At 68.8% G+C, this 14,863-nt stretch carries 14 protein-coding genes; 12 read left to right on the forward strand and 2 right to left on the reverse strand.

Annotated features, from left to right (window positions below):
- The first annotated feature begins 1 nt into the window (after nucleotide 1).
- From bioH to bioC, 3 genes are read left to right on the forward strand one after another with little or no spacing between them, the layout of a single operon-like run.
- Nucleotides 2-781: a pimeloyl-ACP methyl ester esterase BioH gene (gene bioH / locus AC07UW_RS10805; RefSeq protein WP_223497060.1), complete on the forward strand. Its 780-nt coding sequence runs from the start codon at nucleotides 2-4 to the stop codon at nucleotides 779-781.
- Between the two features lie 29 nt (nucleotides 782-810).
- Nucleotides 811-1,590: an SDR family oxidoreductase gene (locus AC07UW_RS10810; RefSeq protein WP_223497062.1), complete on the forward strand. Its 780-nt coding sequence runs from the start codon at nucleotides 811-813 to the stop codon at nucleotides 1,588-1,590.
- 12 nt (nucleotides 1,591-1,602) lie between these two features.
- The gene (gene bioC / locus AC07UW_RS10815) at nucleotides 1,603-2,487 is read left to right on the forward strand and encodes a malonyl-ACP O-methyltransferase BioC (protein ID WP_025877501.1); all 885 of its coding nucleotides are present in this window, start codon (nucleotides 1,603-1,605) and stop codon (nucleotides 2,485-2,487) included.
- Nucleotides 2,488-2,606: 119 nt separating this feature from the next.
- Here the strand turns inward: bioC and AC07UW_RS10820 are convergent, their stop codons facing one another.
- On the reverse strand, nucleotides 2,607-3,239 hold the full coding sequence (locus tag AC07UW_RS10820) for a YdcF family protein (RefSeq protein WP_025877503.1): 633 nt from the start codon (nucleotides 3,237-3,239) through the stop codon (nucleotides 2,607-2,609).
- A complete protein-coding gene (locus AC07UW_RS10825; RefSeq protein ID WP_223497064.1) occupies nucleotides 3,236-4,198 on the reverse strand; it encodes a pyridoxal-phosphate dependent enzyme in 963 nt (320 codons plus the stop codon). Before AC07UW_RS10825 ends, AC07UW_RS10820 begins: the two co-directional genes overlap by 4 nt.
- Nucleotides 4,199-4,357: 159 nt before the next feature.
- Here AC07UW_RS10825 and AC07UW_RS10830 point away from each other — a divergent pair, with 159 nt between their 5' ends.
- The 9 genes from AC07UW_RS10830 to AC07UW_RS10870 all read left to right on the forward strand — a co-directional run bounded on the left by AC07UW_RS10830 (nucleotide 4,358) and on the right by AC07UW_RS10870 (nucleotide 14,841).
- A complete protein-coding gene (locus AC07UW_RS10830; protein ID WP_223497065.1) occupies nucleotides 4,358-4,825 on the forward strand; it encodes a hypothetical protein in 468 nt (155 codons plus the stop codon).
- Nucleotides 4,826-5,382: 557 nt separating this feature from the next.
- On the forward strand, nucleotides 5,383-7,272 hold the full coding sequence (gene mnmG, locus AC07UW_RS10835) for a tRNA uridine-5-carboxymethylaminomethyl(34) synthesis enzyme MnmG (protein WP_495212041.1): 1,890 nt from the start codon (nucleotides 5,383-5,385) through the stop codon (nucleotides 7,270-7,272).
- Between the two features lie 149 nt (nucleotides 7,273-7,421).
- The gene (locus AC07UW_RS10840; protein WP_059065523.1) at nucleotides 7,422-7,952 is read left to right on the forward strand and encodes a gamma carbonic anhydrase family protein; all 531 of its coding nucleotides are present in this window, start codon (nucleotides 7,422-7,424) and stop codon (nucleotides 7,950-7,952) included.
- A 124-nt stretch (nucleotides 7,953-8,076) separates the two neighbouring features.
- Complete coding sequence (locus tag AC07UW_RS10845) at nucleotides 8,077-8,766, forward strand: RDD family protein (protein ID WP_032976856.1); 690 nt, start codon at nucleotides 8,077-8,079, stop codon at nucleotides 8,764-8,766.
- Nucleotides 8,763-9,755, forward strand: a complete 993-nt coding sequence (locus AC07UW_RS10850) for a stage II sporulation protein M (RefSeq protein WP_033832487.1) — start codon at nucleotides 8,763-8,765, stop codon at nucleotides 9,753-9,755. The genes AC07UW_RS10845 and AC07UW_RS10850 overlap by 4 nt, the downstream gene beginning before the upstream one ends.
- Nucleotides 9,745-11,379 carry a DUF4129 domain-containing protein gene (locus AC07UW_RS10855; protein WP_495212042.1) on the forward strand — a complete coding sequence of 545 codons (1,635 nt, stop codon included), beginning with the start codon at nucleotides 9,745-9,747 and terminating at the stop codon, nucleotides 11,377-11,379. Before AC07UW_RS10850 ends, AC07UW_RS10855 begins: the two co-directional genes overlap by 11 nt.
- Complete coding sequence (locus tag AC07UW_RS10860; RefSeq protein WP_495212043.1) at nucleotides 11,376-12,563, forward strand: DUF4350 domain-containing protein; 1,188 nt, start codon at nucleotides 11,376-11,378, stop codon at nucleotides 12,561-12,563. Before AC07UW_RS10855 ends, AC07UW_RS10860 begins: the two co-directional genes overlap by 4 nt.
- Nucleotides 12,560-13,546 (forward strand): AAA family ATPase, encoded by a 987-nt coding sequence (locus tag AC07UW_RS10865; RefSeq protein WP_495212044.1) that lies wholly within the window; start codon nucleotides 12,560-12,562, stop codon nucleotides 13,544-13,546. Before AC07UW_RS10860 ends, AC07UW_RS10865 begins: the two co-directional genes overlap by 4 nt.
- Complete coding sequence (locus AC07UW_RS10870; protein WP_140228313.1) at nucleotides 13,543-14,841, forward strand: DUF58 domain-containing protein; 1,299 nt, start codon at nucleotides 13,543-13,545, stop codon at nucleotides 14,839-14,841. Before AC07UW_RS10865 ends, AC07UW_RS10870 begins: the two co-directional genes overlap by 4 nt.
- The last annotated feature ends 22 nt before the right edge of the window (nucleotides 14,842-14,863 follow it).

Below are 14,863 nucleotides of genomic sequence, written 5' to 3' on the forward strand. Positions count from 1 at the left end.
CATGCATATTGAAGTGACCGGCCATGGGCCGGACCTGGTACTGATCCACGGCTGGGCCCTGCAGGGCGGCGTGTTTGCGCCGCTGGTGCAGCGCCTGGCCGATCGATTCACGCTGCATCTGGTCGACCTGCCCGGCCATGGCCACAGCCGCGACGACAGCACCCCGCTGCGCCTGCCGTTCGTGGTCAACGCCATTGCCGCGGCCACGCCGCCGGCGGTGTGGTGCGGCTGGTCACTGGGTGGTCTGTTTGCCCTGCATGCGGCGGCCACGCTGCCGAAGGTGCGCGGGCTGGCGATGATCGCCGCCACGCCGCGCTTCGTGCGCGGTGATGACTGGCCGCATGCGGTGGAGCCATCGGTATTCGAGCAGTTCGGTCGTGACCTCGCGCAGGACTTCAGTGGCACCCTGGAACGTTTCCTGGCCCTGGACGTGATGGGTTCGGCGCATGCCCGCGAGGAACTGCGCACGCTGCGCCAGCGCCTGGTCGAACGCGGAGCGCCCACCGAACGCGCACTGCACGAGGGCCTGCAGCTGCTGGAGAACACCGATCTGCGTGGCGCCCTGCCCGCACTGGGCAAGCCCAGCCTGTGGATTGCCGGCGAGCGTGACCGTCTGGTCTCGCCGGCGGCGATGCAGGCCGCTGCTGCGCTGGCGCCCGGTGGGCAGTCGCTGACCGTCGGCCATGGCGGCCACGCCCCCTTCCTCGGCCACGCCGATGACGTTGCAGCGGCCCTGCAACACTTCGTTGCCGGCCTGTCACCGGCCGATGGCAGACAATGAGCCTTCCTAAGCTTGTGCAGGACTGACGCATGGATCTGGGCATTTCCGGCCGCTGGGCACTGGTCTGCGGCGCCAGCAAGGGGCTTGGCCTTGGCTGCGCGCGCGCATTGGTGCGCGAAGGCGTGAACGTGGTCATCGTCGCCCGCGGTGACGCTGCGCTGCAGGCCGCGGCTGAAGAACTGCGTGCGCTGCCCGGTGCCGCTGAAGTGCGTGCGATCGCCGCCGACGTCACCACTGAGGCGGGCCGCGCCCAGGCGCTGGCCGCCTGCCCGCAGGTCGACATCCTGGTGACCAACGCCGGCGGCCCGCCGCCGGGCGACTTCCGCACGTTCGAGCGCGACGACTGGATCGCCGCGCTGGACGCCAACATGCTGGCGCCGATCGCGCTGATCCGCGCCACCGTGGACGCGATGATCGAACGCGGCTTCGGCCGCATCGTCAACATCACCTCGTCATCGGTGAAGGCACCCATCGACGCGCTGGCGCTGTCCAACGGCGCGCGCAGCGGCCTGACCGGCTTCGTCGCCGGGCTGGCGCGGCGCACCGTCGTCCACAACGTCACGATCAACAATCTGCTGCCCGGCCAGTTCGATACCGACCGCCTGCGCGCCAACTTCGCCCACGCCGCCGGCCAGGACGGGGACGTGCAGGCGGTGGCCGAACGCCGCCGCCAGCAGATTCCCGCCGGCCGCTTCGGCACGCCGGACGAATTCGGCGCCGCCTGCGCCTTCCTGTGCAGTGCACAGGCCGGTTACCTCACCGGGCAGAACCTGCTGATCGACGGCGGCGCCTACCCCGGTACGTTCTAAGAGACTTCTGCAATGCCGTCCCACTTCGATGCCCGCCATGTCCGCCGCGCCTTCGCCCGCGCCGCCACCAGCTACGACGCTGCCGCCGCCCTGCAGCGCGAGGTGCAGTCGCGGCTGCTGGAATCGCTGGACTACCTGGAGGCACGCAAGCCGGAGGTGGTGCTGGATATCGGCGCCGGCACCGGCCATGCCAGTGCGCTGATGAAGAAGCGCTGGCCGAAGGCACAGGTGATCGCGCTGGACGTGGCACTGCCGATGCTCGACCAGGCCAAGCGCCAGGCCGGCTGGTGGAAACCGTTCCAGCGCCTGGCCGCCGATGCCACGGCGCTGCCGTTGGCCGACAACAGCGTCGATGTGATCTTCAGCAACCTGTGCCTGCAGTGGGTGGACGACCTGCCGGCGGTGTTCGCCGGTTTCCGCCGCGTGCTCAAGCCCGGTGGGCTGCTGGTGTGTTCGACGTTCGGGCCGGAAACGCTGGTCGAGCTCAACGAGGCCTTCGCCGCCGCCGATGACCGCCCGCACGTGAGCCGCTTCGCGCAGATCGCCCAGTTCGGCGATGCGCTGATGATGGCCGGCTTCCGCGACCCGGTACTCGACCGCGACCTGTTCACCCTCACCTACGACGACCTGCCCTCGTTGATGCGCGAGCTGCGCGCGATGGGCGCGACCAACGCACGGGTCGATCGCCGCCATACGTTGACCGGCCGGGGGCGGTTCGCGGCCGCAGCGGCGGCGTACGAGCCGATGCGCCGTGCCGATGGCAAGCTGCCCAGCAGCTGGGAAGTGATCTACGCCCATGCCTGGGCGCCGGATCCGGGCGCGCCGATCCGCGAAGGTGGGCATGACATTGCCTCGGTTCCGGTGTCGGCGATCCCGATCCGGCGCAAGCAGACCTGATGCCGGCACGCGATCCGCACTGGTAGATGCCGACCTTGGTCGGCGCTGTGCTTCCCGTGCCGACCAAGGTCGGCAATTACCAACAGCAGGTCCCGGCCGGCCCCATTGCACGCCTGCGCTCAGGTATTGGCCGGTGAACTCAACGGCGGCCGCACCAGGTCGCGGTGGAAGAAGTAGATCTCCTGCACCAGGAAGCGCCAGCTGGTATGGAAGCTGCGGAAGCGCGTGCTCGGCGTGGACGAGGCCAACGCCTGGATGCCCAGCGCCTTGCTCAGGCGCAGCGCGCGCGCCATGTGCAGCGGGTCGCTGACGATGATCACCGAATGCAGCTTGCGCTGGTCCATCAGCCGCTTGGCCTCGACCAGGTTCTGCACGGTATTGCGCGAGGCGGTCTCGATGAGGATCGCCTCATCGGGAATGCCGTGCTTGAGGGCATAACGCCGGGCCACCTGCGATTCCGAGAAGCGCGCACCGGTGCCGCCGTAGCCACCGGTGAAGATCAGCAGTGGCGCGTAGCCGGCGTCGTACAGATCCAGGCCGTGGCGGATGCGCTCTTCAAACACCGGCGAGGGCTTGGCATCGTAGGCCGCCGCGCCCAGCACGATGATCGCGTCCGCCTTGGCCGCCTGGTCGCGTTCGCCGACCCAGACGATCCAGGCGGTCACGCCCAGCAGCCAGATCACCAGCAGTACGAACAACCGCCACACCCAACCGAGCAGGCCGGTACGTTCGCGATGGCGGCCGCGGCTCATGGCGCTCCCCAACGCAGGGAAGGCAGATCGACATTGCCGCCGGACAGGACCAGTCCAACGCGCAGGCCGGCGAAGCGCGCAGGCTGCGCAAGCACCGCCGCCAGCACGATCGCCGAGGACGGCTCGACCACCTGCTTGAGCACGTCCCACAGCAGGCGCATCGCCGCCACGGTGGCGGCATCGTCAACCACGATGACCTCGGCACCCGCGGCCTGCAGCAGCGCGAAGTTGGGTGCGCCGATCAGCGTGCGCAGTCCGTCGCAGATCGTGTCCGGGGTAAATGCCTCCTGGCGCTTGCCGGTCGCCAGCGAACGGGCGGTGTCATCGGCACCGGCCGGCTCGGCCAGCACCAGCCGGGTGTCCGGGCTGGCGTGCTGCAGGGCCAACGCGGTGCCACTGGCCAGGCCACCACCGCCCACCGGCACCACCAGCACGTCGAACGGACCCTCGCTGTGCAGCAGCTCCAGCGCGGCCGTGCCCTGCCCGGCGATCACCGCGGGGTTGCTGTACGGATGAACCAGAGTGGCGCCGGTATCGGCCTGCACCCTGGCGCAGGTGGCCTCGCGGTCGGCAATGGTGGCCGGGCAGCGCCAGAGGGTGGCGCCATGCCGGGCAATGTTGGCCAGCTTGGCGGCCACCGCCCCTTCGGGCACCACCACATGGCAGGGAATGCCCCGTGTGCGGGCAGCCAGCGCCAAGGCGGCGCCGTGATTGCCGGAGGAATGGGTTACCACGCCGGCACTGGCGTGATCGGCATCCAGCGACCACACCGCATTGCACGCACCGCGGAACTTGAACGCGCCGCCACGCTGCAGGTGCTCGGCCTTGAACGCCAGTTGCGCACCGGCCAACGCGTCCAGCGTGCGCGAGCGCAGGACCGGGGTCACGCTGGCATGGGGCGCGATCCGCGCGGCGGCGGCGAGGACGTCATCAGCGCGGGGCAACAGTGAATCGCTCATGACGCAAGATTAACGTATGGCTCCGCGCTGGCGAGGGCGCCATCGGTCATGCCAGCATGCAGTCCTACACCGCCATTCATCCTGGCCGGCGGAATTAAGGGCTGATTCAACGCCGGCGGCTGAAGCTGCCTGCATACCAGTCCTCTGGGGGGACCCATCATGAAAACGCGCCTGATGCTTGCCGGTGGCCTGCTGCTGGCCCTGACCGGTTGCACCACCTATGACTATGTCGGTGGCCGCAGCGGTGGCTACTACCACGGTGCGCCGTCGGTGGAGTACCGCTACCCCTATGGCTACCCGGCCGACTACGGCTATCCGTATTACGGCGGTGGTGGCTATTACGGCTATGGCGGCCCGTACTACCAGCGGCCGATCTACCGCCCGCCGTACCACAACCACCGCCCGCCACCGCGTCCCGGCAATGGTGGCGAAAACCGCCCGCCACCGCCGCCGCGCCAGAACAATGGCGGCTCGCCCTGGCGCAACATGGATTCGATGCGTCGACCGCCGCAGCCTGCACAGCGGGTCGAGCGCCCCTCGCCGCCGCCGCAGGCGCGTCCGGCTCCGGCTCCGCGTGCGCCGAGGATGAACAGTTCCCCCTGGCGTGCCATGGATCGTGAGAGATAGCGCACAGTTGACGCTTGTTCCATCTTGCATTTCACACGGTCCAAGCCTCAATCTACGCAGGTGGTGACGGCCAGCGTCACAAAGTGACAAAAGCGTTAAGGGCCCGTCCCAAACAGCTCTGCGTCGATATCCGACAGGAACATCTGGATCCCCCCTGTTCCGGCCCTGTCGGATGTCGGCACCTTTAAAGACGAACGGCCCTGCACTGCGGGGCCGTTTGTTGTTTGGGACACGAGGGCGCGCGGGCAGTAGATCCACGCCATGCGTGGATGCCGCTTTCCCAGCCGCCCCAAAAAACAGGGCCGGACAGTCCCCCGACTGCCGGCCCCTCTGCTTCCCCACCGTGCGCCTGTACCGGCCCCTGTTCCAATTCCGGTCACCAGCGCCTGCGGCGCCAGCCACGGTGGGTGCTATTGGGTTATCTGCAAAAATCCTGCCAACTTTAGGGTTGATTTCGACGCCGGCCGGCCGGCGCCAACGTCCCTGCCCCGATTGGCGCTAAAATCGCCACCCCGGCGCCGCCTCCGGCTGCGCCTGCCCCTTGCTGAACAGCCCCCATGATCGATTCCTTCCATCGTTACGACGTCATCGTCATCGGCGGTGGCCACGCCGGCACCGAGGCCGCGCTGGCTGCGGCCCGTACCGGCGTGCGCACCCTGTTGCTGACCCACAACATCGAAACGGTGGGAGCGATGAGCTGCAACCCGGCCATCGGTGGCATCGGCAAGGGCCATCTGGTCAAGGAAATCGACGCCCTCGGCGGTGCGATGGCGCATGCCGCCGACCGCGCCGGCATCCAGTGGCGCACCCTCAACGCCTCCAAGGGCCCGGCCGTGCGCGCCACCCGCTGCCAGGCCGACCGCAACCTGTACCGCATGGCGATCCGCGCCATCGTCGAGGGACAGGCCAACCTGACCGTGTTCCAGGCGGCGGTGGATGACCTGGTCATCGAGGGCGACCACGTGCGCGGGGTCATCACCCAGACCGGCCTGCGTTTCGATGCCGAGGCCGTGGTGCTGACCGCCGGCACCTTCCTGGCCGGCAAGATCCACGTCGGCCCGACCCAGTACGCAGCCGGCCGCATGGGCGATCCGCCCGCCACCACGCTGGCCGCACGACTGCGCGAGCGGCCTTTCCAGGTGGACCGCCTGAAGACCGGCACGCCACCGCGCATCGACGGCCGTTCGCTGGACTACAGCGTGATGGACGAGCAGCCCGGCGACACGCCGCGCCCGGTGATGTCCTTCCTCGGCTCGGTGGATGAGCATCCGCAGCAGGTCAGCTGCTGGATCACCCACACCAGCGAGCAGACCCACCAGATCATCCGCGACGCCCTGCACCGCTCGCCGCTGTACAGCGGCCAGATCGAAGGCATCGGCCCGCGCTACTGCCCCTCCATCGAGGACAAGGTGGTGCGCTTCGCCGAGAAGGCCAGCCACCAGATCTTCGTCGAGCCCGAAGGCCTGGGTATCGTCGAGATCTATCCCAACGGCATTTCCACCTCGCTGCCGTTCGACGTGCAGCTGGAGATGGTGCGCAGCATCCGTGGTTTCGCCAACGCGCACATCACCCGGCCTGGTTATGCCATCGAATACGACTTCTTCGATCCACGCGGGCTGAAGGCCTCGCTGGAAACCAAGCTGGTCAACGGCCTGTTCTTCGCCGGCCAGATCAACGGCACCACCGGTTATGAAGAAGCTGCCGCACAGGGCCTGCTGGCCGGCCTCAACGCCGCTCGCCAGGTGCGTGGCCTCGAGGGCTGGTGCCCGCGTCGCGACGAAGCCTACCTCGGCGTGCTGGCGGATGACCTGATCACCCACGGCACCAACGAGCCGTACCGCATGTTCACCAGCCGTGCCGAGTACCGCCTGCAGCTGCGCGAAGACAACGCCGACCAGCGCCTGACCCCGGCCGGGCGCGACATGGGCCTGGTCGATGATCGTCGCTGGCGTGCCTTCGAAACCAAGCAGGCTGCCGTGGCCGCCGAGCGCACGCGCCTGGGCGCGCTGTGGGCCACGCCGGCCAACGCGCTGGGCCGCGAAGTGCAGGAAACGCTGGGCGTGGCGGTCAGCCGCGAAACCAACGTGCTGGACCTGATCAAGCGCCCGGAACTGGATTACGCGCAGCTGATGCGGGTGCCCTCGCTCGGCCCGGCCGTGGCCGATGGCAAGGTGGCCGAACAGGTGGAGATCGGGGTGAAGTACGCCGGTTACCTGGATCGCCAGCGCGAGGAGATCGAGCGCCAGCAGCGCCATGAAGCAACGCCGATTGCCGGCGATTTCGACTACGCCATCGTGCGCGGGCTGTCGGCCGAAGCGCTGCAGAAGCTCGAGCGCGTGCGTCCGCAGACCATCGGCCAGGCCCAGCGCATTCCGGGCATGACCCCGGCGGCGATCTCTCTGCTGCTGGTGCACTTGGAGCGCGCACGGCGCGGACGCGTGGCATGAAAAAACGGTAGTGCCGGCCGCTGGCCGGCAACCCGATACACCTTCGGCAGAACCTCTGCGGGTGCCGGCCAGCGGCCGGCACTACCGGCGGGGCTGCTTCCTGCACGCGGTATCATCATCGCGATTGCCCTGTTCTTCCGGAGATGCCGATGACCCCGCTGCGCCCCTTCCGCGACAAGATGCCGGTGCTCGGCCAGCGCGTGTATGTCGATCCGGCCTGCACGATCATCGGTGATGTCGAACTGGCCGATGACGTATCGATCTGGCCGGGCACGGTCATCCGTGGCGACGTCAATTTCGTGCGCATCGGTGCACGCACCAATGTGCAGGACGGCACCATCATCCACGTCAGCCACCACAGCCCGTACAACAAGGCCGGCTACCCGACCCTGATCGGCGAAGGCGTCACCGTCGGCCATGGCTGCATCATCCACGCCTGCAGCATCGGCGATTACAGCCTTATCGGCATGGGCGCATGCATCCTCGACGGTGCCCGGGTCGAGCGCCATGGCTTCGTCGGTGCCGGTGCGGTGGTCGGCCCCGGCAAGGTGGTGGGCGAAGGCGAACTGTGGGTGGGCAACCCTGCCCGTCCGGCGCGCACGCTCAGCGACAAGGAGATCGAGTCGCTGCACTATTCGGCCGACCACTACGTGCGGCTGAAGGACGAATACCTGGGCTGAGGCCGCCTCGCCAATGGCCGGGCTCTGCTAAAGTCTGGGCCCGACCAGGAACCGTCGAGACCCCCATGCCCGTGGCTGCACGCCGGAGAGGACTCCAGCGCCCACTTCGGCGGCCATCGCGCTGATGGCCGCGCCGATGCTCGATACCTACCGCGAGGTGGTAACGCCGGAAGGCGTGCCGCTGCAGTTGCCTGCGGCCGGCCCGATGCCGCGTGCGCTGGCCTGGCTGATCGACCTGGCCGTCCGCTTCGGCGCGCTCACCGCGCTGTCCATTCCGCTGGCCCTGCTCGATGAGTTCGGCCGCGGCCTGTACATGGCGCTGATGTTCCTGCTGATGTGGGCCTACCCCATCGTCTGCGAAGCGCTGTGGGGCCGTACCCTCGGCAAGCGCGTGCTGGGCCTGCGGGTGCTCGCGCAGGATGGCGCGCCGGTGGGCTGGATGGCCTCGATCACCCGCAACCTGCTGCGCACCGTGGACATGCTGCCTTTCGGCTACGCACTGGGCCTGATCAGCAGCCTGTTCGATCCGCATGGCCGCCGCCTGGGCGATCTGGTTGCCGGCACGATGGTGGTACATGCACCGCCACATTACCTGCCGCCGCCGGCCACCATCGACAGCGCGCTGGCGCCGCCGCAACCGCTGCGGCCGGAGGAACAGGCGGCGGTGATGGCCTTCGCCGAGCGCGCGCCACGCCTGTCACCCGCACGCCAGCAGGAACTGGCCGGCATCGCCGAGCCGTTGACCAGCGCGTCCGGCCAGGTCGGCGTGCTGCGCCTGTATGCAATGGCCAACTGGTTGCTGGGACGACGATGAAGCAGGAGCAGTTCGTCGCCCGCCATCAACAGGAATGGCATGACCTGGAGCAGTGGCTGCAGCATCGCGCCGGTGCCTCGCGGCGGCGCCGGCGCAGGCCGGGTGCGGAAGAAGCCGGCGATGTCAGCTTCCCGCAGCGCTACCGACGGCTGTGCCAGCAGTTGGCGCTGGCCCGCGAACGCGGCTACAGCCCGCAGCTGGTGCAACGCCTGCAGCAGTTGATGCAGCACGGCCATGGCGTGCTGTACCGCACGCCGCCGACCCGCTGGCGGCGCGCGCTGGAATTCCTGGTTGCTGATTTTCCGCTGCTGGTGCGCAGCCAGGCGCGCAGCATGTGGGCAGCGCTGGCGATGTTCGCAGTGCCGGCGCTGGCCTGTTTCGTGCTGGTGCAGGTGTACCCGGACAGCATCCACCTGCTGATGGACAACGGCCAGATCGCCGAGATGGAGCGCATGTACGATCCATCCGCCGAGCGCCTGGGCCGCGACAGCGGCACCGACTGGATGATGTTCGGCTACTACATCATGAACAACATCAGCATCGCCCTGCGCACCTTCGCCAGCGGCCTGCTGGCGGGGTTGGGCACGTTGCTGGTGCTGTTGTTCAACGGCATCACCATCGGCGCGGTCGCCGGCCACCTGCAGCACATCGGCCATGGCGGCCCGTTCTGGCGCTTTGTGGCCGGCCACGGTGCGTTCGAGCTGACCGCGATCGTGATTGCCGGCGGCGCCGGCCTGCAGCTGGGCATGAAACTGCTGGCTCCCGGGCGGCGGCGCCGAGTGGATGCGCTGGTCGAAGGCGGGCGCATCGGCGCGCGGCTGTGCCTGGGCGTGGCCTTCATGCTGCTGCTGGCCGCGTTCGTGGAAGCGTTCTGGTCCTCCATCGCCGACATTCCGGCCGCAGTGAAATTCAGCGTGGCCGGGGTGCTGTGGGCCGGCGTGCTGCTGTGGCTGTGGCGCGGTGGACGCGGAGGTGGCCATGCGGATTGACCATCTGGACGTGGTGCTGCGCGCGCGCAGCAGCTGGGAAGCGATGGAGCTGGGCAGCGCGCTGGCCCGCCGCCACGCACGCGGTGTGTGGGGCAGCTGGCTGCTGGCCAGTGCGCCGTTGTTCGTGCTGTTCAATGCACTGGCCTGGCGGCTGGATGCCTTCGGCTGGGCGTGGCTGGCGATGTGGTGGTGCAAACCGCTGTTCGAACGCGCACCGCTGTACGTGCTCTCGCGCGGCATCTTCGGCGAACGGGTCGGTCCGCGCGCTGCGCTGAGCGCGCAGCGGCAGTGGGGTGGCAGCGGCTTCTGGGGCTACCTGGGCTGGCGTCGTTTCAGCGGCCTGCGCAGCCTGTGCCTGCCGGTCAATCTGCTGGAGGGCAACGCGCCCGCACACCGCGGCGCTCGCCGGCGTGCAGTCGCTGCCGGCGCCGCGGGCCCCGCACTGGTGCTGGGGGTGATCTGCCTGGCATTCGAGCTGGTGCTGGTGGTGGGCGCGATCGCCACCCTCTTCATCTTCATCCCGCTGGAACTGCTGCCCGAATCCTGGCGCGCAGCGTGGGCGATGGTCAGCGTGGAGGCGCCTGCGTGGGCCAAGCTTGGCCTCAACCTGTTGTGCTGGCTGGCGGCGGCGCTGATCGGGCCGTTCTACGTGGGCGCCGGCTTCGGCCTGTACTTGAACCGACGCACGCAGATGGAAGCCTGGGACGTGGAAATCGCCCTGCGCCGCCTGCGCGAACGCCTGCTGCCGGTCGCCTCTTCGTTGGTGCTGCTGTTGTGCCTGGCGCTGCCGTTGGCGCCCGTGCACGCACAGGACGCCGACACGCCGGACGCCGCGCAGGCCGCCACGGCCAACGCCGATGAAGACGAAGAAGCGGAAGACGCTGAAGAAGCCGAAGAAGCGGCCACTGCGGAAAACGATCCGGCCAATACACCGGCGCTGATCTTCGGCGACACGCCGGTGGATACCGCTGGCTTCCGCCAGGCCGTGAACCGCGCCTACGAAGATCCGTTGCAGCGGCCGACGCGGCAGGTCAGCCGATGGAAGCCGATCGAAGACGCCGCCGAGAAGCAGAAAGACAAGAAAGAGCTGCAGAAGGACGGCAGCAGCAACGCGGACCGTACGTCGCGCAAGAGCCGCCAGTTGTGGCTGGCCCGGCTCGCCGAATGGGGCCTGTGGGGGCTGTTGGGGGTCCTGCTGCTGGTGCTGCTGTTGACCGCGCGGCTGTGGCTGCCGTGGTTGCGCGGTTCCGGCCGCCGCAAGGAAAAGCAGGCACCGCAGATCACCGAAGAGCAGGTGGAAATGCCGGTGGTGCTGCCGCCGGATGTGGCGACCCAGGCTGGGCTGCTGTGGGACCAGGGACGGCCACGGCAGGCGCTGGCGCTGCTGTATCGTGCCAGCGTGCGCACGCTGGTGGAGCGCACCGGCATCGCGTTGCCGCCCGGTGCCACCGAAGCACAGTGCCTGCGTGCCTCGCGGCGCATGTCCGACAGCACCGACCGTGAACTGTTCGCGCGCATCGTGCGCATGTGGCAGTACGCCGCCTACGGCGGGCGTCTGCCCACCCGCAGCGATTTCGACGCGTTGGCCAGCACGCTGCGCCAGCAGTACGGGTGGCAGGCATGAGCCCGCGCCTGTTCTGGTCGTTGCTGCTCGGCGTGCTGATCCTGCTCGGGGTGCCGCTGACCATCCTGTTCCTGCGCACGCACGAAAAGGTGACCGAGACCATCGTGCTGCCGCCACAGGGCGAAGCCAGCTACAACCCGCTGTATGTGCTGGGCCAGGCGCTGCGCGCTGACGGCATCGAGGTGCAGTCCCGGCAGCGGCTGGACCTGGCACAGATGCCACTGGCCGCCACCGATACGGTGGTATTGCTGCAGGATACCGCCGACATGCCGCCGCGCACCGCACAGGCCCTGCTGGACTGGGTCGGCACGGGTGGCCATCTGCTGCTGCGCACGCAGCCACCGGCCGAGGACGATGCCAGCAGCACGCAGGGCCCCCTGCTGGACAGGATCGGCGTGGACAGCCTGTTCCATGGCAGCGACTGCCAACCCTTCCACGTGGTGGATGATCCCAACCACGTCGAGTTCTGCGGCGGCCGGCGCTTCAGCCTGGGCTTCCAGGCCAACGCCACGGCCGAGCGCCGCTGGGGTGGCCAGGAAGGACTGGTGTTCGCGCGCCTGCCGCACGGCAAGGGCCGCATCGACGTGCTGGCGGACATGGACGTCATGCGCGGTGAAGGCCCGTCCGCATCAACACGCCGCACGGTCGACGCCGATGCCGTTGCCCGCGATGGCCTGCATGACCTCTCGCACCGCGACCTGACGCGCTACCTGCTCGATCCCAACTATGGGCGCGGCACGATGTGGCTGGTGTACGGCAGCCGCCCGCCCTCGCTGGGCGCGCGCATCTTCTACCAGGGGTGGCCGCTGTGGGTGCCGCTGCTGCTGGCGATCCTCGGCTGGCTGTGGTCACGCGCGCAACGCTTCGGCAGTGCCCTCCCCGCGCCGGTGATCGAACGCCGTTCGTTGCTGGAACACGTCCGCGCCAGTGGCGAACTGCTGCTGCGCTTCGGCCATGGCACGCGCCTGTACCTGGCCGTGCAGGCACTGTTCCTGCACCGCTTGCGCCTGCGCGCGCCCGTCGCTGCGGCACTCGACGGTGCTGCGCGCGACCAGGCCATCGCCGCAGTGTTGCAATGGCCCGTCAGTCGAGTCGCCAGTGCACTCACTCCGCCTTCGCCGCATGATTCCTCCGCCCTGCGCGAGCGCATCCGCTTGCTGCTCCAGATGAGATCCCTGCTATGACCGATGCCCCTGAACTTCCGGCGGCCGCCACCGCCCGCCTGATCGAACGCGTCGACGCCATCCGCCAGGCCGTCGGCCATGCCTTCATCGGCCAGGCCGATGTGCTCGACCAGATCCTGGTCGCCCTGCTGGCCGGTGGCCACGTGCTGATCGAAGGCGTGCCCGGCCTCGGCAAGACCCTGCTGGTGCGCGCGCTGGCACAGGCACTGGAACTGGACTATGGCCGCGTGCAGTTCACCCCCGACCTGATGCCCAGCGACGTCAGCGGCCATGCGGTGTACGACCCGAAGAGCGAGAGCTTCAAGATCCGTCGCGGCCCGGTGTTCACCAACCTGCTGCTGGCCGACGAGATCAACCGGGCCCCGGCCAAGACCCAGTCCGCGCTGCTGGAAGTGATGCAGGAAGGCCAGGTCACCATCGAAGGCAAGGCCTTCACCTTGGCACCGCCGTTCATGGCGCTGGCCACGCAGAACCCGCTGGAACAGGAAGGCACCTATCCGCTGCCGGAAGCGCAGCTGGACCGTTTCCTGCTGAAGGTGCTGATCGACTATCCGCAGCTGGAGGACGAGAAGCGCATGGTCGCGGCGATCACCAGCGGCCGTGCCGCCAGTGATTTCGACCTGAGCCAGGTGCCGCGCGTGCTCGGTGGCGGCGAACTGCTGGCGCTGCAGCAGGCCACCGCGGCAATCACCGTGGATGACGAAGTGATCGACTACGCGGTACGCATCGTGGCCGCTACCCGGCAGTGGCCCGGCATCGCCGTCGGCGCCGGCCCGCGCGGCAGCATCGCCCTGGTGCGTGCCTCGCGCGCGCAGGCGGTGCTGGCCGGTCGTGACTTCGTCACCCCCGATGATGTGCGCGACATCACCCGCCCCGCCCTGCGCCACCGCATTGCATTGGCACCGGAGCTGCAGATCGAAGGCCAGGGTGCCGACGACGTGCTGGGTGCGCTGCTGGCCAAGGTGGAAGCGCCGCGCCGATGAGGCCTGCGCCGCTGCTGCTGGCGTTGTTGTTGGCCTGGGCTGCGCTGGGCGGCGTGATGCTGGCCGGGCTGCTGCCACGCTGGAGCTGGGCGCTGGCCGGCGCACTGGTTGCGGTGCTGGCACTGGTTGATCTGTGGCGGCAGCGACGACGACCATCGCCCAGCGTCGAGCGCGACGTGCCCGAAGCCCTGGCACTGGGCGTACGCCGCGAGATCGGCCTGCGCCTGCAGTCCGGGCAGGCCATGCAGGTACAGGTATTCGATCTGGTGCCAGGCGGTTGGCCACTGGAATCACTGCCGCAACGCGTGCAGTTGCGGGCGGGCCATGCCAGTTCGCTGCATTACCACGTGCAGCCGCAGCAGCGCGGCCGCTTTGCCTTCGAAGGCGTGCAGCTGCGCATCCGCTCGCCATGGCGGTTGTGGTGGCAGCAACGCACGCTGCCACCGGCGCTGGAGGTGCGGGTCTATCCCAACTTCGTGCCACTCACCCGATTTGCGCTGTTCAGTGCCGACCAGGCCTCGCGACTGGTCGGTGCACATGTGAAGCGCCGCCGTGGCGAAGGCACCGACTTCCACCAGATGCGCGAGTACCGCATCGGCGACAGCCTGCGCCAGCTTGACTGGAAGGCCACCGCCCGCGCGCGCAAGCTGATCTCGCGCGAGTACCAGGACGAGAAGAACCAGCAGCTGCTGCTGATGCTCGACAGCGGCCGGCGCATGCTGGCCAGCGAAGGTGGGCTCTCGCATTTCGACCATGCCTTGAACGCCTCGCTGGTGGTGGCCTACCTGGCATTGCGCCAGGGCGATGCTGCCGGCCTGTTCGCGGTAGGCGGCGAGCGTCGCTGGGTGGCGCCGCAGCGCGGCATGGACACGGTGCAGCACCTGTTGCGCGCCAGCTACGACCTGCAGCCGCAGGCCGTGGCCACCGATTACCTGGCTGCCGCCACCGAAGTCTCACTGCGCCAGCCCCGGCGCGCGCTGGTGATGCTGGTCAGCAACGTGCGCGACGAGGACATCGAAGACCTGCTTGCGGCGGTGCGCCTGCTGCAGCGCCGTCATCTGGTGTGCGTAGCCAGCCTGCGCGAGCGCGAGCTGGATGCTGCGCTGGAAGGTGAGGTGCACACGGTGGAAGATGCCGCGCAGGCTGGTGCTGCCGCGCTGTACCTGCAACAGCGCGCGCAGGCGCACGACGCGCTGCGTGCCGAACGGGTGATGGTGCTGGACGTCACGGCCGATGCCCTGCCCGCCGCGCTGGTGGAGCGCTATCTGGCGGTGAAGCGCGAAGGGCTGCTGTAACCGGTAATGCCGGCCGCTGGCC

Source organism: Stenotrophomonas sp. GW821-FHT02D01 (genome assembly GCF_059421765.1).

Coding starts and splice junctions, on each gene's coding strand:
- bioH (WP_223497060.1), top strand. CDS start 2: ATGCATATTGAAGTGACCGGCCATGGGCCGGACCTGGTACTGATCCAC.
- AC07UW_RS10810 (WP_223497062.1), top strand. CDS start 811: ATGGATCTGGGCATTTCCGGCCGCTGGGCACTGGTCTGCGGCGCCAGC.
- bioC (WP_025877501.1), top strand. CDS start 1,603: ATGCCGTCCCACTTCGATGCCCGCCATGTCCGCCGCGCCTTCGCCCGC.
- AC07UW_RS10820 (WP_025877503.1), bottom strand. CDS start 3,239: ATGAGCCGCGGCCGCCATCGCGAACGTACCGGCCTGCTCGGTTGGGTG.
- AC07UW_RS10825 (WP_223497064.1), bottom strand. CDS start 4,198: ATGAGCGATTCACTGTTGCCCCGCGCTGATGACGTCCTCGCCGCCGCC.
- AC07UW_RS10830 (WP_223497065.1), top strand. CDS start 4,358: ATGAAAACGCGCCTGATGCTTGCCGGTGGCCTGCTGCTGGCCCTGACC.
- mnmG (WP_495212041.1), top strand. CDS start 5,383: ATGATCGATTCCTTCCATCGTTACGACGTCATCGTCATCGGCGGTGGC.
- AC07UW_RS10840 (WP_059065523.1), top strand. CDS start 7,422: ATGACCCCGCTGCGCCCCTTCCGCGACAAGATGCCGGTGCTCGGCCAG.
- AC07UW_RS10845 (WP_032976856.1), top strand. CDS start 8,077: ATGGCCGCGCCGATGCTCGATACCTACCGCGAGGTGGTAACGCCGGAA.
- AC07UW_RS10850 (WP_033832487.1), top strand. CDS start 8,763: ATGAAGCAGGAGCAGTTCGTCGCCCGCCATCAACAGGAATGGCATGAC.
- AC07UW_RS10855 (WP_495212042.1), top strand. CDS start 9,745: ATGCGGATTGACCATCTGGACGTGGTGCTGCGCGCGCGCAGCAGCTGG.
- AC07UW_RS10860 (WP_495212043.1), top strand. CDS start 11,376: ATGAGCCCGCGCCTGTTCTGGTCGTTGCTGCTCGGCGTGCTGATCCTG.
- AC07UW_RS10865 (WP_495212044.1), top strand. CDS start 12,560: ATGACCGATGCCCCTGAACTTCCGGCGGCCGCCACCGCCCGCCTGATC.
- AC07UW_RS10870 (WP_140228313.1), top strand. CDS start 13,543: ATGAGGCCTGCGCCGCTGCTGCTGGCGTTGTTGTTGGCCTGGGCTGCG.